This is a genomic window from Bradyrhizobium sp. TM239, assembly GCF_036247985.1.
Taxonomy (GTDB): domain Bacteria; phylum Pseudomonadota; class Alphaproteobacteria; order Rhizobiales; family Xanthobacteraceae; genus Bradyrhizobium; species Bradyrhizobium ottawaense.
This window is the reverse complement of record NZ_BTIR01000017.1, coordinates 183,838-207,766: the sequence shown is the minus strand read 5'-3', so window position 1 is coordinate 207,766 and position 23,929 is coordinate 183,838. Positions and strand designations below refer to the sequence as shown.

Below are 23,929 nucleotides of genomic sequence, written 5' to 3'. Positions count from 1 at the left end.
CTTCTTTGCTATAGTTCGACTCAAGCCCATCAACCCGGCGGTCGAACCATGCAATCCCCACCCTCCATCGCCACCGAATCCTTCTCCGACGCCTCCCTCGCCGTTGCCCGCCTCGAAGAGATCTACGAGCGCAACACCAAGTTCCTTCGCGACCGGTTCGAGGCCTATGTCGGCGGCGAAGCGATCACGACGCGGGTGCGGGCCTATTATCCCTTCGTCCGCGTCACCACCGCGACGCATGCGCGGCTGGATTCGCGTCTCGCCTACGGCTTTGTCGCCGGGCCGGGCGTGCATGAGACCAGCGTGACGCGTCCGGATCTGTTCCGGAGCTACCTTATCGAGCAGATCGGCCTCTTGATCCAGAATCACGGCGTGCCCGTCGAGATCGGCGAGTCCGCCGAGCCGATCCCGATCCACTTCGCCTATCGCCGCGACATCAACATCGAAGCTGCGATCACGACCAGCGAGAACTCCTCTGTCGCGCGATCGCTGCGCGACGCGTTCGACGTGCCCGATCTCGCCACCATGGACGATTCGATTGCCGACGGCACCTTCGAGCTTCAGCCGGGCGCGCCCGAGCCGCTGTCGCTGTTCCGCGCCGCCCGCGTCGATTACTCGCTGCGCCGGCTCTATCACTACACCGGCACCGACCCCGAGCATTTCCAGAATTTTGTCATTTTCACCAACTACCAGTTCTATGTCGACGCCTTCGCGCAGCTCTGTCAGCAGCGGCTCCAGTCGAGTGAGGCTGGCCTTGAAGCCTTCGTCGCGCCGGGCAACGTCATCACGCGCAGCGGCGGCGCGATCAGCGGCGTTGCGCCGGCGCGCATGCCGCAGATGCCGGCCTTCCACCTGGTCGCATCAGGCTATCGCGGCATCACGCTGATCAACATCGGTACCGGTCCCTCCAACGCACGCAACGTCACCGACCATGTCGCGGTGCTGCGCCCGCATGCCTGGCTGATGCTCGGCCATTGCGCGGGCCTGCGCAACACGCAGCGTCTCGGCGATTACGTGCTCGCGCACGGCTATGTGCGCGAAGACCACGTACTCGACCGCGAGCTGCCGCTATGGGTGCCGATCCCAGCGCTGGCGGAGATGCAGGTCGCGCTCGAGGAGGCGGTCGAGGACGTCACGGGGCTCGAAGGTTTCGAGCTCAAGCGCCTGATGCGCACCGGAACCGTCGCGAGCGTCGACAACCGCAATTGGGAGATCTCCGGGCCTGAGGTGATCCGGCGTATGTCGCAGTCGCGCGCAGTCGCGCTCGACATGGAATCGGCCGCGATCGCCGCCAACGGCTATCGCTTCCGCGTGCCCTACGGCACGCTGCTGTGCGTCTCCGACAAGCCGCTGCACGGCGAGATCAAGCTCGCAGGCATGGCCAGCGAATTCTACCGCCGCCGCGTCGGCCAGCATCTCGAGATCGGCCTGAAAGCGCTGGAACGGCTCAAGCAGCAGGAATCGGAGCGCCTTCATTCGCGAAAGCTCCGCAGCTTTGCCGAGGTGGCCTTCCAGTAAAGGACACCGGAACTGCCGTACGAACGCTGACGTCTCCGTAAAGTGCAGTGCCCCGGAATATCGTTGCCAAGGCAGGGTTAACAATTGGTCCGGGGCCGCTTGAAACAGTACAGGAGACAGACATGATCACGACGATGATCAAGCTCGTCACGTTGGGTACATTCGCGGCAGCCCTGTCGAGCTCGCCGGCATTTGCCGCGGGCGGAGGCGGGGGTGGAGGAGGCGGGGGCGGCGCCAGCTCCACGGATCCGTACGCCGGCGCCTATTCGGATCAGAAGCCGCAGCCGACCTATCCGAAACGCCCCGGAACCAAGGCAACCCAGAAGGGCAAGAAGCCGAACAATCAGTCCAGCATCGGCGATCCCGCATTCGCGGCCGGCTACCGCGTGGCCTATGACACGATCTACGAGCGCAACGACTATGCGGCCGCGATCGCGCAATTGAAGTCGCTCGGCCATGACGATCATCCGAACGTCGCCAACCTCATCGGCTACTCCTATCGCAAGCTCGGCGACTACGAGCAATCGCAGGTCTGGTATGAGCGCGCCTTGAAGGTAGATCCGAACCACGTGCTGACGTGGCAGTATTACGGGCTGTGGCAGCTCGAGCGGGGCAATCGCGAGCAGGCGCTCTATCATTTGAGCCGGATTGCCTCCATCTGCGGGACCAGCTGTGAGGAGTATCGGTCGCTGGCCGCGGCGCTCGACAGACCGACCGGCATGGCGCTCGTCTACTGAAGCTGGAGAGCAGCCGGTTCGTCGAGCCGCGCGACTGATGGGCGTCGGATGACTGCCACGTCCTGCGGCGCGGATAGTGACAAGCCGTCAGATTTTCAGCATTGTCCCGTTCGGGGGCGCGAACGGGACAATTGGATGCCGCTGACGCGCGACAGGATCATTGGCCATGATCTCCAACGGCTGGCCTTTCGCTTCACCATGCTGAGTGGCGACGAGGTCGTGCAGTGCCAGATCAGCGACGCCGCGATGGATGAGCTCGCGGGCATGCAGGGCACCGAAAGCATCGCGCGGCAGGCGCAGTTCCTGTCGTTGCGTGAGACCATCGAGCGGATCGCGTCGGACGTTTACGACGAGGCGCCGCGCGTGCAGGGCTATGTGGTGCGGATCTTCATGCGGCATCTGGGGCGGTGACGTTGAACGGCGCGGCGAGTACAAATCTCTCACCGTCATCCTGAGGTGCTCCCCTTGCGAAGCAAGGGGAGCCTCGAAGGGCGACGGCCCGGCTGCATCTCGGCCGTTCATCCTTCGAGACTCGTCACGTGGCGCGTTGCGCCGCGTGTCTCGCACCTCAGGATGACGGTATCGAAAGCGGGACCGCTGCCACCGTCAGAACTCTCACCCCTCCAGCTTCCTCAACAACAGCTTCAGCGCCGTCGCAGCAAACATTTGCATGTTGCCGAACCGGTCGTTGCTGCCGGTCTCCAGCGTCATCACCTCTGACACAGGCCCCGCAACCGCCATGCAGCTATGGCCGGCGGCGTCGCCGTAGCGGTTGCCGGTTGGGCCGGCTGCTCCGGTCTCGGACAGGCCCCAGTCGCTGTTGAAGCGCGTTCGCATCTGCTCGGCCAGCAGTTGCGCGTAGGGCTGCGACGATGAGCGAAAGCCCTTCATTCCTTCGTCCGAAATATCCATCAGCACGCGCCTGGCATCGCGGGTGTAGACCACCGCGCCGCCAAGGAAATAGGCGGACGCGCCGGGCACCGCGAGCAGGCTGGCCGAGACCAGGCCGCCGGTTGAGGATTCTGCCACGGCGATGGTCTGTTTGCGCGCGATCAGCTTCGCTGCGACCTGTTCCGCAATGCCGACGAGCTCTTTCATCCCTAACCCCTTGTCCCTTCGCAACCGAGCTGAGCCTTCCTAGCATATGACAGGACGCTTGGCTGAGTTGCGGGCGACGGGCAGTCCTGCTTGAATGGCAGGTATAAGAAGAGACTTACGAGGAAACGTGAGAAGGGAGACGTCATGGCGTCCCTGATCGCCGGCGGGGTGGATTGCGATGTGCATCCGGCCGTGCCGCATCTGACCAGCCTGCTGCCGTACCTGAACGACTATTGGCGCGATCAGGTGACGACGCGCGGCATGGTCGACCTCGTCTCGCAATCCTATCCGCAGAATTCGCCGATCACGGCGCGCCCCGACTGGCGCCCCGAGAGCGGCAAACCCGGCGAAAGCCTGGAGGACATGCAGCGCCATGTGCTCGATGCTTTCCAGCTCGATCATGCCATCTGCAATCCGCTCTACGGCGTGCAGATGGTGTTTTCGGAAGATTTGCAGGCCGCATTCTGCCGCGCGCTGAACGACTGGCTGGTGAAGGAGTGGCTCGATCGCGACAAGCGGCTGCGCGGCTCGATCGTGATCCCGACGCAAAGCGTCGAGAAGGCCGTGGCCGAAATCGAGCGCTGCGCGCAGGACAAGCGTTTCGTCCAGGTGCTGATGCTGGTGATGGGCGACACGCCGCTCGGCAAGCGCGCGCTGTGGCCGATCTATGAAGTCGCGGAACGGCTGGAACTACCCGTCGGCATCCACGCGGGTTCCGCCTATCACAATCCGCCGACCGCCGTGGGATGGGGTTCCTACCACATCGAGGATTATGTCGGGCAGGCTCAGGCGTTCCAGACCCAGCTCACGAGCCTGATCGTCGAGGGCGTGTTCGCCAAATATCCGCGCCTGAAAATGGTAATGCTGGAATCCGGCGTCTCCTGGATTTCCCCCTTTCTCTGGCGCCTGCACAAGTTCTGGCGCGGAGTGCGGATGGAGACGCCTTGGGTCGACCGCGCGCCGCTGGATATTGTGCGCAGCAACATCCGCTTCTCCTTACAGCCATTTGATGCGCCGCCGGATGAGGCGACATTAATTCGCCTGTTTGATCATATGCAGTCCGACGAATTGGTCCTATTCTCCACGGACTATCCGCACTGGCAGTTCGAGGGCCAGGACGCGCTGCCCGAAGGTCTCACCCCCGATCTCGTGCGCAAGATCATGATCGAAAATCCACATGCGACCTATCCCCGCCTGAAATGAGCCCGCTGCCAAAGGAGGCAAGGCGATGAATATCCAATTCCGCGAGAGCCAAGAAGCCGCTTCCCCACTGACCGTCAAAACCGCGATCGCGGACTGCGACATCCATCCGGCACGCGCCACCCGCACCGAGCTTTATCCCTATCTCGCCAAACGCTGGCAGCATCATCTCGAAGTCTACGGCGTCCATGCCTATCAGGGCATGATGGAAGGCCCGCCCTATCCGAAGGCCCAGCCCAATGCTTCGCGCCGCGATGCCTATCCGCCCGAGGGCGGCCCGCAGGGCTCCTCGCTGTCCTTCATGCAGAAGCAATTGCTCGATCCCAACAACGTGCAGCTCGGCGTGCTCAATCCGCTGGGCACTGGGCAGGGCATCCGCAATCACGAGCTCTCGGCCGCCTTGTGTTCGGCGATCAACGACTGGCAGATCGACAAATGGACCAGCAAGGACAAGCGGCTGAAGGCGTCCATCGTCGTCGGCAATGAGGACGGGCTGTCGGCCGCCGCTGAAATCCGCGAGCGCGCCGGCGACAAGAATTTCGTGCAGGTGCTGCTGCTCAGCCGCAATGTCGAGCCGCTCGGCCAGCGCCGTTACTGGCCGATCTACCAGGCCGCGGAGGAAGCCGGCCTTCCCGTCGGCGTCCACGCCTTCGGCTTCGGCGGCAATCCGATCACGCCGTCGGGCTGGCCGTCCTATTACATCGAGGAGATGGTCGGTCACTCGCAATGCCAGCAATCGGCGCTGGCGAGCCTGGTTTTGGAAGGCGTGTTCGAGCGCTTCCCGAAGCTGAAGATGGTGATGATCGAGGCCGGCTTCGGCTGGGCGCCGTCGCTGGCGTGGCGGCTCGACAAGGTTTGGCAGCGACTCCGGAGCGAAGTGCCGCATGTGAAGCGGCCGCCGTCGGAATATATCCGCGAGCAGGTGTGGTGGACCACGCAGCCGATGGAGGACCCTGAAAGCCGCGAGGATCTGTTCGACGTCATCAACTGGATCGGCTGGGACCGCTTGCTGTTCGCGACCGACTATCCGCATTGGGATTACGACGAGCCGTCGCGCGTGCTGCCGGCGGGTGTCAGCGAGGCCAATCGCGAGGCGTTCTATCTCGGCAATGCGCGCACCCTGTACGGGATTGGTTGATGGCGCGGCACGTGATCGCGCCGGTCGATGAACTGCCGCCGGGGACGCGAAAATTTCTGGAGATCGACGGGCGGCCGATCGCGGTCTTCAACATCAAGGGCGAATATTTCGGCCTGATGAACCGTTGCCCGCATCAGGGCGCGGCGCTGTGCGAGGGCCCGCTGATCGGTCTTGCGCAGTCAAAGGAGCCCGGCGAGATCGAATACACCAGGCTCGGGGAGATCATCCGCTGCCCCTGGCACGGCTGGGAGTTCGACATCCGCACCGGCCAGTCCTATTGCGATCCCCGCCGCTTCCGCGTGAAGGCCTATCCCGCCCATGTCGAGCCGGGTGCGAGCGTCGTGAAGGGCCCGTATGTCGCCGAGACGATTCCGGTGAGCGTCGAGAGCGATTACGTGGTGGTGGAGCTGTAAGTCCCGCTCTTACCCTCCCCTGGAGGGGGAGGGTAAGAGACGGCGACGATTGAAGCGGCCGTCAATGCCCCGCAACCGGCTCCGGCACCGCATCATAAGTCGGCACGGCCTTGCCGCCGCCGCGATACACCGTCGAGGCCGCGATGATTCCGAGCAGCGCAGCGAGCATCAGCCAGAAGCCGGGCGAGGCCTTGTCGCCGGTATGCTCGATCAGCAAGGTCGAGGCGAACGGCGTGAAGGTGCCGAACAGGGCGGCCGCGAGCGCGAAGGCGAGCGAGAAGCAGGTGGTGCGCACATGCGCCGGCACGATCTCGACCAGCGCGCCGAGCATGGTGCCGCTGTAGACGCCGAAATAGAACGAGAACATCATCTCGACCGCGAGCAGCTTGCCGAAGCTCGGCGCCGCCACCAGCCAGTGCAGCGCAGGGTAGGCCGTGACGAGCGACAGGCCGGCGATGATGAGCAGCACAGGCTTGCGGCCGATGCGGTCGGACAATGCGCCGCCGACCGGGTTCCAGAAGAAGTTGGTCACGGCGACGAGCAGCGTCACCAGCAGCGCTTCCTGCGTCGACAGCTTCAGCACGGTCTTGCCGAAGGTCGGCGTGTAGACGGTGACGAAGTAGAACGTGGTCGTGGTCAGGATCGCGATCATCATGCCGAGGATGACGATGCGCCAGTTGGCGAGGGCGGAGGCGAACACCTCGCTGGCCGTCGGATGCTTCTTCATGGCGAGGAAGGCCGGCGTCTCCTCCAGCGTCCGCCGCAGGAAGAAGATCAGGGGAATGATCAGGCAGCCGACGAAGAAGGGAATGCGCCAGCCCCAGGCGGCGACGGTGTCGGCCGGCATCACCTCCGAGAGGATGTAGCCGAGGATCGAGGCCACGAAGATCGCGACCTGCTGGCTCGATGACTGGAACGAGGTGTAGAAGCCGCGATTGCCCGGCGTGGAGATCTCCGAGAGATAGACCGACACGCCGCCGAGCTCGACGCCGGCGGAGAAGCCCTGCAGCAAACGTCCGATCAGCACGATGATGGGCGCGGCGATGCCGATGGTCGCGTAGCTCGGGCAGAACGCGATGACGACGGTGCCGAAGGCCATGATGGCGAGCGTGACGATCAGGCCCTGGCGGCGGCCGATGCGGTCGATGTAGGCGCCGAGCACGATCGCGCCGACCGGCCGCATCAAGGCGCCGAGCCAGAACACGCCGAAGGTGTTGAGCAGCGACGCGGTCTCGTTGGAGGAAGGGAAGAACGCCTTGCCGATCGCGGCCGCATAGAAGCCGAACAGGAAGAAGTCGAACTGTTCGAGAAAGTTGCCTGACGTGGCGCGCAGGATGGCGCCGATGCGCGATTTGAGTTCAGGCGGATTGGTTGCTGGTCCAACCATGGCGTTGCTCCCCTTCGAGACGTGGCCGGACCGGGAATCATTCACGGCAAGGCGACAGATTGATGCTGTGACAATCTGTCTCATCCCTTCCCGCGCAGGGCGCTGCGAGTCAATCGATTTTGCCGCGGAAGCTGATGATTTTTCAGGCTTTATTTTGCGTCGCAGCGAGCATCCATTGGCGGAATGCGGTCAGCTTCGGCGCTTCGCGGCGGCCCGCGGGGGCGACCAGGTAGAAGCCGGCGTCGGCCGGCAGCGCGATCTTGAAGGGGACCACGAGGCGGCCCTTGGCGATGTCGTCCTGGACGTAGGAGGTCCGTCCCATCGCGACGCCGATGCCGTCGATCGCGGCCTGGATGGTCATGAAGATCATGTCGAAGGTGATGCCGGGGTGCCTTGCGATGTCGGCCGGCAGGCCCGCCGCGGTCAGCCATAGCCGCCAGTCGTCGCTGTTGGCGTTCGAGGTGTGCAGCAGCGGATGGTTTCCCAGATCTTCGGGCCGGCGCAGCGGCTTGTCGCCGCGCAGCAGCGACGGACTGCACACCGGAAACAACTCATCCGCCATCAGCCAGTCGGCGCGCAGGCCCGGCCATTGGCCGCGGCCATAGCGGATCGCGGCATCGACATTGTCGCGCTGGAAGTCGACCAGGCTGGTCGAGGTGGTGATGCGGACATCGATGCCGGGATGCTGCTCCTGGAAATCCGTCAACCGCGGCAGCAGCCATTTTGCCGCGAGCGAGGCCAGCGTCGAGACCGTCAGCACCTTGTCGTCGTCCTTGCGCAGCAGCCGGTCGGTCGCAAGCCGGAGGTCGTTGAAGGCGGCGCGGACGCCGGGCAGGTAGTCGCGCGCTTCCGGCGTCAGCGCCAGCGCGCGGTTCTGCCGGATGAACAGGCGGATGCCGAGCTCCTCCTCGAGCCTGCGGATCTGATGGCTGATCGCGGTCTGCGTCACGTTCAGCTCGGACGCTGCCAGCGTGAAGCTGAGATGGCGCGCGGCGGCTTCGAACGCCCGCAATCCGTTCAGGGACGGCAATCTGGCAGTCATTTGGCAGCAGGATACATGACGTTATTTCATGCGAAAAGGTACAAATTGTCGTTTGTCGCAGTGCACCAGGAAGCCGATATTAGCGGTCAGGTTAGCTCCAGGAGCTTAAAATGTCTACCTTGACCCACAATTCGATGATAAATCATCATGCGCCCGGCTTGATCCAGCAGATCGGCGAGACCCTTCACGTCTGGCACGAGCGCTATCGCAACAGGCGCGAGCTCACCCAATGGACCGCGCGTGATCTTCAGGACGTCGGACTGTCCTGGACCGACATTGCCTACGAGGCTGACAAACCCTTCTGGCGGGCCTGATTGGCCGCCAGGCCGGCGCCGCCTGACTGTGGGGGCGCCGGCGGTCCCTTTTGTGAAGGGCTCGTATCATGAGCGCTCTCCGCCTCGAAGACCTCAAGCAATATTCGGACACGCTGCGCACCCGCGATGGCACGGCGCTCAACGTCCGTTTCGTCGAGCCGCGCGACACCGACGAGCTGCAGCACTATTTCCGCTCGCTCTCGACCCGCTCCCGCTACAACCGTTTCTTCGGCGCTGTCAGCGAGTTGCCGAACGGACTGTTGCACGACTTCCTTCAGGTCGGCGAGCGCGAACGTTTCACCGTGGTCGCGACCATGATGATCGACGGCTTCGAGACCATCGTCGCCGAAGCGCGCTATGCGCTGCACGCCGAAACCGCGACGCTCGAATTCGGCCTGTCGGTCCATGATCGCTGGCAGGGCCACGGCATCGCCACCGCGTTGATGAAGAATCTCGAATGCCGCGCGGCTGCGCTCGGCGCCGAGCACATGTTCGGCGACACGCTGCGCCCCAACGAGACCATGGTCTCGCTCGCGCGCAAATCCGGTTTCGCCTTCGTCAATCATCCCGATGACTGGAAGCTGGTGCGCTTCGACAAGGAGATCGCGGTCGCGCCGAAAGACATTCCCTGCGCAAGCTGGCGCCTCGCCGCGCTTTCCCGTCAGGCCGAAAGCCCCTCAGCCTCGGTTTGACACCACTGCAAGCCCGGCTCTGGGTGAACCAGGGCCGGGCGCTTTTTTTTGTGCTCCGTAGCCTACTTCCCCGTGAATCCCGCTTTCCGCTTCTCGATGAACGCCTGCACCGCTTCCTTGTGATCGGCGGTCGTGGTGAGGCGCACCAGCCGTTCGGCCTCGTGGTCGCGCGCGGTTTCGAAGTCGAACAGCACGGCCTCGTCGAGATTGTCCTTCATGTAGCGCAGTGCCAGCCTCGGGCCTTCGGCGAGCGATTTGGCCAGCGCGAAGGCTTCGGCTTGCAGCTTGTCATCGGGCACGACGCGGTTGACGAGGCCGATCGCTTCGGCCCGCACGGCGTCGACCCGGTCGCCGGTGAACATCAGCTCGCGCGCCCGCGCGGTGCCGACGAGACGGGTGAGCAGCCAGGCGATGCCGTAATCACCGCTCAGCGCGATGCGGGCATAGCCGGTGGCGACGAAGGCCGATTGCGCGGCGATGCGGATGTCGCAGGCCATGGCGATGGCGAGTCCGGCGCCGACCGCGGGGCCGGGGAGCGCAGCGATGGTCGGCTTGCGCACCGACACCAGCGCGCCGGTGAGCAGCCGTTGCCGCTCCTGCAGATCGGCGATGCGATCTTCTAGCGGCATCTCGAGCTTTGCCTTGTCGCGATGCGTGCCCATGCCCTTGACGTTGCTGCCGGCGCAGAACGCTTCGCCCGCGCCGGTGATCAGCAGCGCGCCGACGCCGGGGTTCTCGCCGCAGTTGCGGATCATCGTGCGTAGCGCCGGGGTCAGCGCGTCCGACAGCGAATTGCGCGCGTCCGGTCGGTTCAGCGTGATGACAGCGACACGGTCGCGGATGACGCAGAGGAGTTCGTCGGTGCCGGTGTCGATGGTGGTTTCCGTGGTCATTGATCCTCCCTGTTCTTGTTTAGCTCTCGTAGGTGGGTTAGCTGAGCGGACTGCGCCTAGCGCAGACCGCTCAGCGTAACCCACCTCTTTTCAGACACGCGGTGAATAAAGAGGTGGGTTACGCCTTCGGCTGACCCACCCTACGGCACCTCGCCCTAGAACTTCTCGACCCAGGGCCGCAGCTCGAGCTCCCAGCTCCAGGCGCTGCGCGGCTGTTGCAACACGTTCCAATAGCTCTGGGCGATCGCGTCGGGATCGAGCATCGAATCCGGCTTGTCTTCGGCTTCCGTCCGCGCCGCGCTGCGGATGCCGCCGTCGATCACGAAATGCGCGACATGGATGCCTTGCGGCGACAATTCGCGCGCCAGGCTCTGCGCGAGGCCGCGCAGCGCGAACTTGCCCATCGCGAAGGAAGCCGACTGCGCGTAGCCCTTGACGCTGGCGGAGGCGCCGGTGAACAGGATCGCGCCGTGCTTGTTCGGCAGCATGCGCTTGGCCGCCTGCTGCGCCACCAGGAAGCCGCCATAGGCGCTGACCGCGATGGCTTGCGCGACGTCGGCCGGGACGAGGTCGACGAACGGGCCGCGGGTGCGGCCGCTGGCGTTGTAGACGACGAGGTCGGGCGTGCCGATCTCGCGCTCGACCAGGCCAAACAACCGCTCGACCTCGTCGGGTTCGGTCGCGTTGCAGGCATAGGCCTTGGCGCCGGTCTCGCTACAGAGCGCGCCCAGCTTCTCGATCTTGCGCGCGGCGAGCGCGACGCGAATGCCTTGCGCAGCGAACAAGCGCGCCAGCGAAGCGCTCAGGCCTTCGCCGGCGCCGACGATAAGGGCGATCTTGTATTTCGGATGTTCCATGGTGTGGTCTCTCGGAAGCAGGGAGCCCCTGATCTATGCATGGGCTGCGTGAACAACCAGCCGGCGCGATCACAATTCCGCAGAGCGAATTGCTCCTTCACGGCGATCATGCCGCCCTGACGATTTGCGGCTTTATCGCACTCCGCGACTGGAGCATGATCGACATCATCCCAAGCGGCAAGCGCTAAAGTGGCGCGGAATGTCCGCAAGGCGGAAACGAAGAGGACGATCATGCATAAGCCGGCCCCAGCGCAGCCAAGGAATGTCGCGGCCGAGCAGTCCGGCCTGCTGGCGCCTGACACCACAGGCATGAATTTCTACCGCGCCGATCCCGCTCTGACCGACCTGCTGCGTATCCATCTGCCGGAAAATCTGTTTCGTCACATCGAGCCGCATCTCGATCGCCTCGGCGAACTCGCCGGAGGCCGCCTCGACGACTGCGCGCGGCTCGCCGACCGTCATACGCCGGTGCTGCACCAGCGCGACAAGTTCGGCCGCGACGCGCAGTCGATCGAATATCACCCGGCCTATCGCGAACTGGAGAACGCAGCGTTCGGCGAGTTCGGCATCCATGCGCTCTCGATCCGCAAGGGCATCATGGGCTGGCCGGACAAATATCCTGTCGTCGCCAAGCACGCCTTCACGTTCCTTTTCAACCAGACCGAATTCGGCATGGGCTGCCCGATCAACGTCACCGACGGCTGCGCAAAATTGCTGGCGAATTTCGGCAGCGAGGCGCTGAAGGCGAAATATCTCGACGGCCTGACCCAGACCGACATGAGCAAGCTGACGCAAGGCGGCCAGTTCATGACCGAGAAGGAGGGCGGCTCCGACGTCGGCACGCTGACCACGCGCGCGGTGCAGGAGGGCGACCATTGGCGCCTCACCGGCGAAAAATGGTTCTGCTCGAATGCCGACGCTGAGGTCGTGATGCTGCTGGCGCGTCCCGAAGGCGCCGGCCCCGGCACGCGCGGCGTCGGCCTGTTCCTGATGCCGCGATTCCTCGACGACGGCGCGCAGAACCATTACCGGATCGTGCGTCTCAAGGACAAGCTCGGCACGCGCTCGATGGCCTCGGGCGAGATCAAGCTCGAAGGCGCGATCGCCTATGCGGTCGGCAAGCTCGACCGCGGCTTCGTGCAGATGGCCGAGATGGTGAATTCGTCGCGGCTCTCCAACGGCGTCAAATCCACCGCGCTGATGCGCCGCGCCTATCATGATGCGATGACGGTCGCGACAAACCGCGTCGTGTTCGGCCAGCGCATCATCGACCTGCCGCTCGGCCGGCGCCAGATGCTGAAGATCATGCTGCCGGTCGAGCAGGCGCTGTCGATGAGCTTCCTGACTGCGGACGCGCTCGACCGCGCCGAGGCCGGCAGCCAGGATGCGGCGGCATTGTTGCGGATCCTGACGCCGACCCTGAAATTCCGCGCCACCCGCGATGCGCGAAAAGTCTGCGGCGATGCGCTCGAGATGCGCGGCGGCATCGGCTACATCGAGGAATTCGCGACGCCGCGCCTGCTGCGCGATGCGCATCTCGGTTCGGTCTGGGAAGGCACCGGCAATATCGTCGCGATCGATGCGCTCAGGCGCGCAGTCGGCCGCCATGGCGCGGAATCCGCGCTCGCGGCCGATCTGCATGCGCGGCTCGACGACAGCGCTTCCGTGCCGCAGGCCTGGCGCGACAATCTGCGCGGCTTCGTCGATCGTGCCGTGGGTTTTGCGCGCGAGGTTGCGGCGAAATCCGAGAACGAGGCCGATGCACGCCGCGCCACCAGCCTGCTCTATCATGTCGCCAGCGCGGTCGCGCTCGCCTGGGAGGCGCACCGCATCCACGAGATGCGCGGCGATGCGCGCCGGCTGTTGTTGTCGCGGCTGGTGATCGACCATCGGGTGTCACCGAGCGATCCGTTCCGGCTCACGGAAAATGCCACGCAGGCCAGGATCGCCGCGCTGCTGCTCGGCGACAGCTCAGCCGGCATGAGCGTGGTTGGCGAACTGGTTCTGGCAGCGTAGGCTGCACGCCACGATCAAACCAAGAAACGCGACAGGGAGTGCTCGATGAAGGCCGCCGTCCTCTATGAAGTCAACCAGCCGCTCGTCATCGAGGACGTCAGCCTGCCGAAGCCGGGCCCGCGCGAAGTCCTGATCCGCACCACGGTCGCCGGGCTCTGTCACTCCGACCTGCATTTCATGGAAGGGCTCTACCCGCATCCGCTGCCCGCGGTGCTCGGGCACGAGTCAGCCGGCGTGGTCGAACAGGTCGGCTCCGATGTCACTTACGTCAAGCCGGGTGACCACGTCGTCACGTGCCTGTCGGTGTTCTGCGGCACCTGCGACAACTGCACCACGGGCCGCACGGTGCTCTGCACCGACACTACCGTGAAGCTGCTGCCGGGCGCCTCGAACCGGATGCGGTGGTCGAAGCCTGAGAAGCTGCACCAGTTCCTCAATCTGTCGTCCTTTGCAGAACAGATGCTGGTGCACGAGAACGCCATCGTCAAAATTAGAAAGGAAATGCCGCTCGATCTCGCCGCGCTGATCGGCTGCGGCGTCATCACCGGCTATGGTGCGGTGGTGAATACGGCGAAGGTGACGGCCGGCGAGACCGTGGCGGTGATCGGCTGCGGCGGCGTCGGCATGGCCGCCATCAACGGCGCGCAGATCGCAGGCGCCGGCCGCATCATCGCGATCGACACCAATCCGGCAAAACTCCAGCTCGCCACCAAGCTGGGTGCGACCGACATCATCAACCCCGCCGACGGCGACGTCGTGAAGCAGGTGCGCGATCTCACCAATGGCGGCGTGCATCATTCCTTCGAGGTGCTGGGCCGCAAGGAGACCGCCGAGCAGGCCTTCGGCATGCTCGCCTCCGGCGGCACCGCCACCATCGTCGGCATGATTCCGTTCGGCCAGAAGATCGAGCTGCACGGTTTTGATTTCCTGCGCGAGCGCCGGATCCAGGGCTCGTCGATGGGCTCGAATCATTTTCGCGTGGACATGCCGCGCCTGGTCGACTTCTACCTGCGGGGACGACTGCATCTGGAGGACTGGATCTCGGCGAAACTGAAGCTGTCCGAGATCAACGAGGGTTTTGCCAACATGAAAGCCGGCAAGACGCTGCGCAGCGTGATCGTATTCGACAGCTAGCACGACGGACGCCGGCGCCGCCCGAAATTGAAGTCAATGCGACGCGTCCGGACCATCGGCCGAGACGCCACGCTGCTCCTTCACGAGCAGCAGCGTCATGGCCGTGGCAAGACCCGCGACGAGCATATAGGCGGGAGATACGTTCAAGCCGGCACCCGCGAACAGCAAATAGGAGAACAGTCCCGCCGTCGACGCGGAGAAGCCAAGCCAGGCAAACCTCGAAAAGCGAAATCCACGTTCGCCGTGGCGGAGATCGAGCACGAGGTAGAACACGAGCAGGGTGTTGCAGAGCGCCGCCGGCAGCAGACCCATGACGATCCCGCTCTCGAATGCGAGGTAGGATAACACGCCGTTGACCTGGGCAATCACCGCGAACGGCAGATAGCGCAGATTGAGGCAGGCCAGGGCGATGGACGCAAGTTCGAACGCATAGAAATAGCGCTCGTGCATCTTCGGGAGCAAGTACGGCATGAGAATGAGCGATACGCACGCAACGAGCAGAATGAACTCCGGCCCCGTCCGCCTGGATTGTGCGACGAAGATCGATAGCGCAAGCCCGCTCGCCGCCGCGAGCACGAGGCCGGCGGCGACCCCGATCGCGTATGGCGTTCCGCCGGCGAACACCCAGAGGTTCGCTGCATTCATCGTGAGGTGATGAAAGGTGTGAGCCTGGTCGAGATAGACCCCGAGCACGGAGACCAGGGATCTGCCGGCGATGAGGACCGGAATGGCGAGGACCGCATAGGCTCCCGGAATAGCGGCAAGCCATGCCAAGTGGATCTTGCGGCGCAGGATCATGCCCAGCACGAACGGCCCCAGGAAGACGCCCTGGGCCTTCACCGAGCAGGCCACTGCGAATGGCAAGACGCCGTTTCGGTCCCGCATGAACATCGCCACGGAGATTAGCGCGAAGAAGGTCCAGATCGAATCGGCCTGTCCCCACATTGCGCCGTTGAAGAGCACCGTCGGCGCAAGCCACACCGCGCAGAAGGCCAGGGACGCGCGCAACGGAACGCCTGTAACTTGCCAGACCATCCGGGCCACAACGATCGCGCAGCCGAGCTCGAATATTACCGAGATCGTCTTCACGAGGGAGAGCGGCTGGCCCAGCCAATCAAATCGGGCGGCGGTCAGCAGGAGGTAGCTGTAGAACGGCGTGTAGTTGGTGAAAGCCTTGGCCAGCCCGGCAATGCCGTGATCTCGCGCGAAGGTATACCAGGTGATGTACTCTGCGGCGTCGGCGGTCGCGTGTTCCCGCGCGAGGTAACGGAGCACAAGGCCAATGAGCCCGCACCCCACCGCTACGGCAATCGGAGTGCGCCATCTCTCGGGCAGCGTCTCGTCTCGATTGACGCGATGATAGGGGTCGTGGAGCACGCCTATCTCGATTGTGTCTTTTATCACGCCATCACTCTTGCTGGATTTGAGCGGTAGCCTTCGCCAGGCTCAAAAGTACTCCGGGCTTCGCAACGCGTCTTCGCGACATCCTCTCTGAGGGGGCTCCCGCGACTTGCAATGTCTACGGGCGAACGATTGCCAGCTGGATAAATGTCAGATCAGCGGTTTGCCCATTGCTCGGGAAAAGATTGTTTGGTTAGCGATTGATTTATAGGCAGTAAGCAATCCAGGAATGTCTCCTCGGTGGCAGTCTGGATTGCTTCGTCGCAAGGGCTCCTCGCAATGACGGTGAACACTAATCGTCGAACATTTTCGGCGGTGTGAACCCGCCGAACTCACGCTCGATCAGCTCGGCGAGCCTGAGCGGCGTGCGGTCTTCGAGGAAAGGGCCGATGATCTGGACGCCGACCGGCAGGCCATCCTTCGACAGACCGAGCGGAACGGCGGTGGCCGGCAAGCCCGTCAGCGTGGCGATGCCGGGCCAGGCAAGCTGGTCCGGATAGACATGGTCCTTGCCGTCGATATTGATCCGGCGCTTCTCCTGCTCTGGCGAATGATCATGCGGATAGGCGGGGGTCGGCATGATCGGGCAGATCACCGCATCGAATGTCCTGAACAAGTGCCGCCACTGCGCGCGCAGCCCGGCGCGCGCGCCTTCGTCGAACACCCAGGCCTGATGGCTGGAGGTCATGCCGCGCAGCCGCTCGGCCGCGAGGCTCTTGTCGTCGGGTGAGAGCTGCGCCTCGCCGGCACGTGCGCCGGCGAGAATATCCGGCGGAAAGAACGCGCCGAGAAAGCCCATCAACATGCGCATGTAGAGGCGCGAGGCTTCCTTGAAGTCCGGAAACAGCGGGCTTTCGCGCGCGACGCTCGCGCCGGCGCTCGTCAATCGCCCGGCCAGCGTCTCGATCGCGCCGCGAATGTCGGAATTCGCAGGCAGCAACGGATGGCTGTCGATCACGAGCAGGCGGAAATCCTTCAGCCTGTCGTGGCGTGCGTCCGGCAGCGCCAGCTTGTATCCGATGCCGAGGTCGAGTGGATCGGGACCGGCCATCACGTCCAGCAGCAGCGTCAGATCGGCTGCACTCCGGGCCATCGGGCCGATCACCGCCATATCGCGTTCCATCGGAATCGCCGGAAACGGCGGCGGCGTATGGCCGCGCGTCGGACAGAGATTGTAGGTCGGCTTGTGCGCATAGACGCCGCAATGGAATGCCGGCACGCGCAGCGAGCCGCCGATGTCGGATCCGAGCGAGAGCGGTCCGTAGCCGGCCGCAAGCGCTGCCGACGAGCCGCCCGATGAGCCGCCGGGCGTGCGGCCGAGATCGTATGGATTGTTCGTCGTGCCGTAGATGTCGTTGTAGCTCTGCCAGTCCCCCAGGCCGACGGGAACGTTGGTCTTGCCGAGAATGACGCCGCCGGCGTTCTTCACCCGGGAGATCGACAGCGCGTCCTCCGTCGGCTTGAAATCCTTCTGCGGCGTCCAGCCCCAGGTTGTGGGCAGGCCCGCGATGTTGAAGGATTCTTTCACCGTCACCGGAATTCCGAGCAGCGGTTTTCTTTCGCCGCGCGCCAGTGCCACATCCGCCTCGCGTGCCGCACTGCGGGCGCGGTCAAAATCCCGCACGCAGATCGCGTTGATCTTGCCGTCGTGACGCTCGACGCGGTCGATGGCATCCTGTGTAAGCTCGACCGCGGAGACCTTCTTGGCGGTCAGTGCGGCCGACAGTTCGACCGCGCTCTTGAAACTCCATTCCGATCTGGCCACGGCGCTTCTCCTGCTCTTGTTGTCGGAGGATGATGCGCAGTTTGCCCGAAGGCTGCAACGGCTGTTTGATCGCGATTGATGCGCCGGCGGCACAGAATGGACGAAATCAGGAATTCGCCGTCATCGCCCGGCTTGACCGGGCGATCCAGTATTCCAGAGAAAGTTGTGATTGAGCCGATGGGCCGCGGCGTACTGGATGCCCCGGTCAAGCCGGGGCATGACAGCGAGGGTGAGGCTTAATTTACGCCGCCCCGATCAATATCCCTACCGCGAGCACGATCGCGCCGCCGAGCACGATCTGGAACACCGCCTGGAGGAACGGCGTGTCCATATAGCGCGCGCGAATGAAGGCGATCGCCCACAACTCGAAGAACACGACGACGCCGGCGATCGCGGTCGCGATCCAGAATGCATTGGTCCAGCCGTCGGGCACGAGATAGGGCAAGGTGTGGCCGAGGCCGCCGAGCGTCGTCATCGCCCCGCAGGTGAGACCGCGCAGCCATGGCGAGCCGCGCCCGGTCAGCGAACCGTCGTCGGACAGCGCTTCCGCAAAGCCCATGCTGATGCCTGCGCCGATCGAGGCGGCAAGACCGACGAGGAACGTCTGCCAGTTCTGGTGGGTGGCGAAGGCCGCGGCAAACAGCGGCGCCAGCGTCGAGACCGAGCCGTCCATCAGGCCGGCAAGGCCCGGCTGCACATATTGCAGCACGAACATGCGGCGGTTGGTGCGGTCCTCCTCGGCGCGGACATCGGAATTCAGGATCTCGCCCGTCAGCTTTGCGGCGGTCTCCTCGTGACCTTTCTCGGCTTCGGCGAGATCGCCGAGCAGCCGGCGCACGCCGACGTCCTGGGCCTGTTCGGCGGCCTTCACGTAGAAGCGCTCCGCCTGCATCTCCATGGTCTCGACTTCCCTGCGGATGGCGTCGAGCGACAGGTTCTTGGTCAGCCAGACCGGGCGGCGGCGCAGGAATCCCTTGACGTCCTCGCGCCGGATCGGCGGCAGATGCTTGCCGAAGCGCTGCTCGTATAATTCCAGCAACATGTGCCGGTGGCCGCGTTCCTCCTCGGCCATCTCCTCGAAGATCTTCGCCGTGTCCGGGTAACGCTCGCGGAGGTCCTCAGCGAAGGTCATGTAGATGCGGCTGTCCTCCTCCTCGGAGGAGATCGCGACCGCAAGCACCTCGCGCTCGGTTAGATCGGCAAAATTCTTCACGACGGCCCTGAATCGAGTTTAGAACTATTCTAAATTATATAGGACGCCGTGGTTCCCGGGTCAAATCAGGCCGCGTGGACCGTGGCCAGGAAGTCCAACACCAATCGGCTGACCTCGGCCGGCTGCTCCTGCTGCACCCAATGGCCGGCGCCATCGACCAGATGGCAGCCGAGCATCTTCGTGCAGCCGCGTCCCTGCATCGCTTCGAACACGCCGGGGCGCTGATAGGTGCCCCAATCCTGCTTGCCCGAGATGAAGCAGGAGGGCACGTCGATGCTGCGTCCCGCAAACAGCTGCATCTCGCTGTTGAGGGCGCCGGTCGTGCCGTAGCGGTACCATTGCAGCCCGCCCTGGAATCCGGTGCGGCCATATTCGGCGGCGTAATAGGCAAGCTCGGGATCCGGCAGCCATTGATTGGCGGCAATCGCGGCGCGCGAAGGCATCTCCTTGGCGACGGTCTCCGCCATGGTCTCGTTCAGATCCATCACGTAATAGGTTGGCAGCTTTGCGAGCTCGTCCGCCGACCACGACGCCAGCGGATAAGGCTTGTTGTCGGTCCAGTCCGCGCTCTTGTGGTGATAATAGGCGCGCAGGAAATCATGCACGCCCTGCGGCGCGTGCTGCATGTCGGCATTGGCCGGGCGTGTCGCATAGTACCATTGATAATGTTTGCGCGGCCGCGGCAGCGCGGCGAGCTCGCGATGCACGGGGTCCTCCACCTCAGGCTTTGCCGGAGCATCGACCGTGCCAAACGGCAGCGCCGGCGGTCCGCCGAACGGCGCGCTCATCATCGTCACCGAACGAAACACGTCGGGCCGGATCAGCGCGCACCAGGCCGCGACCGGGCTGCCGAAATCATGCCCGGCCAGATCGACTTGCCTGTAGCCGAACGCCGACACCAGGGCGAGCGCGTCGCGCACGAGATTGGGGAGCGAGAACGGCGCAAGGTCGCCGTCGTAATCCGCAGTCCATCCCGTCGTGCGGCCATAGCCACGCTGGTCCGGCGCGATCACGTGATAGCCGGCCGCGGCCAGCGTCGGCATGATTTTGCGCCAGGAGAAGGCGAGCTCGGGAAAGCCGTGCAGCAAGAGGAGGCATGGCCGCCCCGTGGTCTCGAAGCCAGCCTCCAGCACATGCATACGCAAGCCGTTGATGCCGTCGACATAACGCGAGCGGATTCCGGCGGGCAGGGGGATGTCAGGGAGTGCGGTCATCGTGTCTCTCCACTCGGGTGGAATCGTAGGGCGGGCAAAGGCGCGCATCGCGCGCCGTGCCCACCATCTTTCTGCGACGCGTCTGGCATCGTGGGCACGCTTCGCTTTGCCCACCCTACGGCATCTCGCTAAACCGCCGCGCAGACGAATCCGCTGCCCTTGCGCCGGATCTTCCCCACCGAGGGCGACGGGAAATGCGCGGTGCAGCACAGCGTGTCGGTGTCGCAATAGCGCTCCAGGAAGCTGCGCCGCGTTTTCGCTGCCGCGGCTGGATCGACGTCGAACTTGATCGACAGCTCCGGATAGAGCGTCTGCAGCGGCGAGTGCATGAGATCGCCGGAGAACACGGCATCGTCCTTGCCGCGGCCCATCGTGACGGCGATATGCCCCGGCGTATGGCCCGGCGTCGGCAGGATGCGGACGTGATCGCCGATCTCATGATCGTTGCCGACGAGCTCGTGGCGTCCGGCCTCAACCACCGGCAGCACGCTGTCGGCGAAGGGGGCGACCTGCGCCTTCGCGTTCTGCTCGGTCCAGTGGTCGAATTCCTGCCTCGCGAAGACGTAGCGCGCCTTGGGGAAGGTCGGCACCCAGCGGCCGTTCTCCAGCCGCGTGTTCCAGCCGACGTGATCGACATGCAGATGCGTGCACATCACGAAGTCGATGTCCTCGACCGCAAATCCGGCGGCGTTGAGCGCGCGCAGATAAGTATCGTCGGTCTTCATGTTCCATTTCGGTCGCGGCCGCGGCTTGTCGTTGCCGATGCAGCTGTCGACCAGGATGGTGTGATGCGGCGTCTTCACCACATAGGACTGGAAGCACAGGAGCAACACATCCTGCTCGTCCAGCGCCTTGGCTTGCCGCATCCATGCCCGGTTCTCGGCCAGCACGTCCGGCGTCAGTCCCGGCAGCATCTCCAGCGCCGGGATGAACGAGGTCTCCTGCTCGATGATTCGATGGATGGTGAGATCGCCGACCGAGAACTTCAGGCTCATGAGAACTCCGGTTGTACAGCATGATCCGGAAAAGTGTGCAGCGGTTTTCCGACAGGATCATGCTCCGACAATCAAGCTAAAGCGCGATGACGATCATCCCGCTTTAGCTGGCCGGCGGCACCGAGATCTTCACGGAGGGGCGCTCCAGCATCTTCTGATGGAAGGCGTCCAGCTTCGGATAGGCCTTGCGCCAGCCGCAATCGGCGAAGCGGAAGTCGGCATAGCCGAGCACGCAGACGAGGCCGATCTGCGAGATGTCAAACGGGCCGTTCAGCACCTCAGGCATGTTCTCGAACCGCGCCATGCCGGTCCAGGCCCGGTTCCAATGGTCGTCCGACCAGGCCTGCCATTGCAGGCCCTGCGGCCGCACCATCTTCTCGTAGCGGCACAGCAGCATGGAATCGAGCATGCCGTTGATCAGGGAATGGTTGGTCTTGGCCTTCCAGCGCGGCGGGCCGTAATCGGGGATCAGGCTGCCGCCGGCGATCTCGTTGAGATATTCGACGATGACGTAGGAATCCAAAATGACGTCGCCGTCATTGGTGATCAGCACCGGCAGCTTCTTCAGCGGCGTGATCTTCGAATAGTCCTCGTTGGCCGTGCCCGGCGCGACGCTTGCGGGCACGAGCTCGATCTTGTCGATCAGCCCGAGCTCGATCGCGGCGATGCGCACCTTGCGGGCGAAGGGCGAGGCGGGGGAGAAGGTGAGTTTCATGGGGACCATCCCTGCAATCGATCTTGTGCGAACGGTGTCTCCTGAGTCATGGCCGGGCTTGAACCGGCTATCCACGCGTTTCCACGCGGTCAGACTGTGAGACGTGGATGCCCGGGACATCTTGCGCGAAGACGCGCTTCTGCCCGGGCACGACGATGGAGCGTGATGCGCCTGCGGCTTACGCCGCCACGATCTCCTGGCGCTGCTCGCCGAGGCCCTCGATGCCGAGGCTGACGACGTCGCCGACATTGAGGAAGGTCGGCGGCTTCATGCCGAGGCCGACGCCGGGCGGGGTGCCTGTCGTGATGACGTCGCCGGGCAGCAGCGTCATGAACTGCGAGACATAGGAGATGCACTTGGCCATCGAGAAGATCATGGTCTTGGTCGAGCCGGTCTGGCGGCGCTGGCCGTTGACGTCCAGCCACATCGACAGGTTCTGCACGTCCTTGATCTCGTCCTTGGTTGCAAGCCACGGTCCGAGCGGGCCGAACGTGTCGTGCGACTTGCCCTTGGTCCACTGTCCCAGGCGCTCGATCTGGAAGGCGCGCTCGGAGACGTCGTTGCAGACGCAATAGCCGGCGACGTAGTTCAGCGCCTCGGCTTCCGAGACATATTTCGCACGGGTGCCGATGATCGCGGCGATCTCGACCTCCCAGTCGAGCTTGGTCGAGCCGCGCGGCTTTTCGACCGCATCGTTCGGGCCGGACAGCGACGTGTTGGCCTTCATGAAGATGATCGGCTCGCTCGGGATATCGGCGCCGGTCTCCTTGGCATGGTCGGAGTAGTTGAGGCCGATCGCGACGAATTTCGAGATGCCGGTGACGGGCGCGCCGAACCGCGGCTTGCCGGAGACCGCGGGGAGCGAGGCGGGGTCGAGGCCTGCCAGCTTCTTCAGGCTCTCGGGCGAATAGGCTTCGCCGGTGAGGTCCTTCAGATGCGCCGACAGGTCGCGCAACTGGCCGGATTTGTCGATCAGGCCGGGCTTTTCCGCACCCTTCTCGCCATAACGAACAAGCTTCATTCTCGTTTCTCCCTGGGAATGGACCGATCGGTTAAACAGCTTCATGGAACAGGGCGAGGGGAAATTCAACCGCCGAAAAGCAGTGCATTGCAGCCCTCTGGATTCGATGGGCGGACGGCGCTCTCGTGTCCCGGACGCGGCGCGGCATGAAATGACGCGACGCAGAGCCGGGACCCAGATACATGGGCCCCGGCTTAGCAGCGCATCACTTCGTGCTGCGCAGCATCCGGGGCACGAGACCTAGGCCAGCGCCACAAACCTGAACGCCTCTCCATCCCGCCTGATATGCCCGGCCGAGAAGTGACCGCCGATCACCAGCGTCGGCGTGTCGGCAAAGCGGCCGAACAATTCGCGCCGTGTCTTTGCGGATTGGCTCTGGTCGGAATCCGCGGTCGAGGACCAGTCGAGATGTGCCATCTGGCAGGGGTGATGGGCGACGTCACCCGTGAGCAGGCCCTGTTCGCCGTCCGATCGGATGAGAATGCTCATATGGCCGGGACTGTGGCCGGGGGTCGGGATCATGCTGATCTCCTCGCACAGCTGGTGATCGCTCGGGATCAGATCGGCCCGGCCGGCGTCGACGATCGGCTGCACGGAATCCTCGAACACGGCCCGCTTGTCCGGCTCGGTCGAATGTTCCCGCCAATGCTCGTATTCGGCCTTGCCGAAGACATAGCGTGCCTTGGCAAAGGTCGGCACCCATTGGCCGTCGACCAGCTTCGTGTTCCAGCCGACATGATCGACATGAAGATGCGTGCACAGCACCGTGTCGATGCTGTCGGGCGCAAAGCCCGCTGCCATCATCGTCGCCAGGAACGGCGTGGTGCGGTTGTTCCAGGTCGGAACATTGCGGCCCTGCTTGTCGTTGCCGAGGCCGGTGTCGACAACGATGCGGCGCGACGGCGTCTCCACCACCAGCGAATGGATCGACATTTTCAGCCGGCCCTCTTCGGTGGCGAAATGCGGGATCAGCCAGGGCAGCTTCTGGATCTCTGCGTTGCTCGCAAGCGGCAGGATGAAGCGGGTCGAGCCGACCGTCTCCAGCTCCACAATCTTGGTGATTTTGACCTGGCCGACCTTCCACTGCATCCGCGGCCTTCCCATGTTTTTGCCTTGATGTCGAAAGATGCGCCGTTTCCGTCATCGAGCGCAATGGATCATCTGAC

The 23,929-nt window shown here is 64.1% G+C and carries 24 protein-coding genes; 11 read left to right on the top strand and 13 right to left on the bottom strand.

Translation table 11 applies throughout. From position 1 onward, the window contains the following. The first annotated feature begins 48 nt into the window (after positions 1-48). The 3 genes from AABA84_RS26515 to AABA84_RS26505 all read left to right on the top strand — a co-directional run bounded on the left by AABA84_RS26515 (position 49) and on the right by AABA84_RS26505 (position 2,666). Positions 49-1,518 (top strand): AMP nucleosidase, encoded by a 1,470-nt coding sequence (locus tag AABA84_RS26515; RefSeq protein WP_338305731.1) that lies wholly within the window; start codon positions 49-51, stop codon positions 1,516-1,518. Between the two features lie 122 nt (positions 1,519-1,640). Beyond that, positions 1,641-2,255, top strand: coding sequence for a tetratricopeptide repeat protein (locus AABA84_RS26510; protein ID WP_338313647.1), 615 nt, complete (start codon positions 1,641-1,643; stop codon positions 2,253-2,255). A gap of 135 nt (positions 2,256-2,390) precedes the next feature. Beyond that, positions 2,391-2,666, top strand: coding sequence for a DUF1488 family protein (locus AABA84_RS26505; protein WP_338313646.1), 276 nt, complete (start codon positions 2,391-2,393; stop codon positions 2,664-2,666). A gap of 204 nt (positions 2,667-2,870) precedes the next feature. Here the strand turns inward: AABA84_RS26505 and AABA84_RS26500 are convergent, their stop codons facing one another. Beyond that, positions 2,871-3,353 carry a CinA family protein gene (locus AABA84_RS26500; protein WP_338313645.1) on the bottom strand — a complete coding sequence of 161 codons (483 nt, stop codon included), beginning with the start codon at positions 3,351-3,353 and terminating at the stop codon, positions 2,871-2,873. A 144-nt stretch (positions 3,354-3,497) separates the two neighbouring features. On the opposite strand from AABA84_RS26500, the gene AABA84_RS26495 reads away from it, so the two are divergent. The 3 genes from AABA84_RS26495 to AABA84_RS26485 are packed head-to-tail and all read left to right on the top strand — an operon-like array spanning position 3,498 to position 6,104. Then, on the top strand, positions 3,498-4,556 hold the full coding sequence (locus AABA84_RS26495; RefSeq protein ID WP_338313644.1) for an amidohydrolase family protein: 1,059 nt from the start codon (positions 3,498-3,500) through the stop codon (positions 4,554-4,556). Positions 4,557-4,581: 25 nt separating this feature from the next. After that, positions 4,582-5,691, top strand: a complete 1,110-nt coding sequence (locus AABA84_RS26490; protein WP_212245797.1) for an amidohydrolase family protein — start codon at positions 4,582-4,584, stop codon at positions 5,689-5,691. After that, entirely contained in the window at positions 5,691-6,104 is a 414-nt protein-coding gene (locus AABA84_RS26485) for a Rieske (2Fe-2S) protein (RefSeq protein WP_212245795.1), read from the top strand. Before AABA84_RS26490 ends, AABA84_RS26485 begins: the two co-directional genes overlap by 1 nt. 61 nt (positions 6,105-6,165) lie before the next feature. Here AABA84_RS26485 and AABA84_RS26480 read toward each other — a convergent pair whose 3' ends face one another. Continuing rightward, entirely contained in the window at positions 6,166-7,491 is a 1,326-nt protein-coding gene (locus AABA84_RS26480) for an MFS transporter (RefSeq protein WP_338313643.1), read from the bottom strand. 142 nt (positions 7,492-7,633) lie between these two features. Then, positions 7,634-8,533, bottom strand: coding sequence for a transcriptional regulator GcvA (locus AABA84_RS26475; RefSeq protein ID WP_338313642.1), 900 nt, complete (start codon positions 8,531-8,533; stop codon positions 7,634-7,636). 110 nt (positions 8,534-8,643) lie between these two features. Here AABA84_RS26475 and AABA84_RS26470 point away from each other — a divergent pair, with 110 nt between their 5' ends. Both AABA84_RS26470 and AABA84_RS26465 read left to right on the top strand, forming a co-directional pair. Further along, positions 8,644-8,847: a DUF1127 domain-containing protein gene (locus AABA84_RS26470; RefSeq protein WP_338313641.1), complete on the top strand. Its 204-nt coding sequence runs from the start codon at positions 8,644-8,646 to the stop codon at positions 8,845-8,847. Positions 8,848-8,915: 68 nt separating this feature from the next. Next, entirely contained in the window at positions 8,916-9,539 is a 624-nt protein-coding gene (locus AABA84_RS26465; RefSeq protein ID WP_338313640.1) for a GNAT family N-acetyltransferase, read from the top strand. Positions 9,540-9,601: 62 nt separating this feature from the next. Here the strand turns inward: AABA84_RS26465 and AABA84_RS26460 are convergent, their stop codons facing one another. Together AABA84_RS26460 and AABA84_RS26455 are read right to left on the bottom strand one after the other, a co-directional pair. Continuing rightward, complete coding sequence (locus tag AABA84_RS26460) at positions 9,602-10,432, bottom strand: enoyl-CoA hydratase (RefSeq protein ID WP_338313639.1); 831 nt, start codon at positions 10,430-10,432, stop codon at positions 9,602-9,604. 155 nt (positions 10,433-10,587) lie between these two features. After that, a complete protein-coding gene (locus AABA84_RS26455; protein ID WP_338305719.1) occupies positions 10,588-11,289 on the bottom strand; it encodes an SDR family oxidoreductase in 702 nt (233 codons plus the stop codon). Positions 11,290-11,324: 35 nt separating this feature from the next. Between AABA84_RS26455 and AABA84_RS26450 the strand changes: the two genes are divergently transcribed. Genes AABA84_RS26450 through AABA84_RS26440 form a run of 3 tightly spaced genes read left to right on the top strand, consistent with a single transcriptional unit; the run spans position 11,325 to position 14,439 of the window. Then, positions 11,325-11,477 (top strand): hypothetical protein, encoded by a 153-nt coding sequence (locus AABA84_RS26450; protein ID WP_212245784.1) that lies wholly within the window; start codon positions 11,325-11,327, stop codon positions 11,475-11,477. A 43-nt stretch (positions 11,478-11,520) separates the two neighbouring features. Beyond that, entirely contained in the window at positions 11,521-13,305 is a 1,785-nt protein-coding gene (locus tag AABA84_RS26445; RefSeq protein WP_338313638.1) for an acyl-CoA dehydrogenase family protein, read from the top strand. Positions 13,306-13,350: 45 nt separating this feature from the next. Next, a complete protein-coding gene (locus tag AABA84_RS26440; RefSeq protein WP_338313637.1) occupies positions 13,351-14,439 on the top strand; it encodes a Zn-dependent alcohol dehydrogenase in 1,089 nt (362 codons plus the stop codon). A gap of 33 nt (positions 14,440-14,472) precedes the next feature. On the opposite strand, the gene AABA84_RS26435 is transcribed toward AABA84_RS26440, so the two are convergent. The 8 genes from AABA84_RS26435 to AABA84_RS26400 all read right to left on the bottom strand — a co-directional run bounded on the left by AABA84_RS26435 (position 14,473) and on the right by AABA84_RS26400 (position 23,852). Beyond that, positions 14,473-15,843, bottom strand: coding sequence for a hypothetical protein (locus AABA84_RS26435; protein WP_338313636.1), 1,371 nt, complete (start codon positions 15,841-15,843; stop codon positions 14,473-14,475). A gap of 289 nt (positions 15,844-16,132) precedes the next feature. Continuing rightward, positions 16,133-17,605: an amidase gene (locus tag AABA84_RS26430; protein WP_338313635.1), complete on the bottom strand. Its 1,473-nt coding sequence runs from the start codon at positions 17,603-17,605 to the stop codon at positions 16,133-16,135. A gap of 241 nt (positions 17,606-17,846) precedes the next feature. Continuing rightward, entirely contained in the window at positions 17,847-18,818 is a 972-nt protein-coding gene (gene mbfA, locus AABA84_RS26425) for an iron exporter MbfA (protein ID WP_212245778.1), read from the bottom strand. Positions 18,819-18,883: 65 nt separating this feature from the next. After that, a complete protein-coding gene (locus tag AABA84_RS26420) occupies positions 18,884-20,032 on the bottom strand; it encodes an alpha/beta hydrolase (protein WP_338313634.1) in 1,149 nt (382 codons plus the stop codon). Positions 20,033-20,160: 128 nt separating this feature from the next. After that, positions 20,161-21,027 carry an MBL fold metallo-hydrolase gene (locus AABA84_RS26415; protein WP_338313633.1) on the bottom strand — a complete coding sequence of 289 codons (867 nt, stop codon included), beginning with the start codon at positions 21,025-21,027 and terminating at the stop codon, positions 20,161-20,163. Positions 21,028-21,130: 103 nt separating this feature from the next. Further along, a complete protein-coding gene (locus AABA84_RS26410) occupies positions 21,131-21,742 on the bottom strand; it encodes a glutathione S-transferase family protein (RefSeq protein WP_212245775.1) in 612 nt (203 codons plus the stop codon). A 178-nt stretch (positions 21,743-21,920) separates the two neighbouring features. Next, positions 21,921-22,763, bottom strand: coding sequence for a fumarylacetoacetate hydrolase family protein (locus AABA84_RS26405; protein WP_338313632.1), 843 nt, complete (start codon positions 22,761-22,763; stop codon positions 21,921-21,923). Between the two features lie 240 nt (positions 22,764-23,003). Next, on the bottom strand, positions 23,004-23,852 hold the full coding sequence (locus AABA84_RS26400) for an MBL fold metallo-hydrolase (protein ID WP_338313631.1): 849 nt from the start codon (positions 23,850-23,852) through the stop codon (positions 23,004-23,006). Positions 23,853-23,929 lie beyond the last annotated feature (77 nt).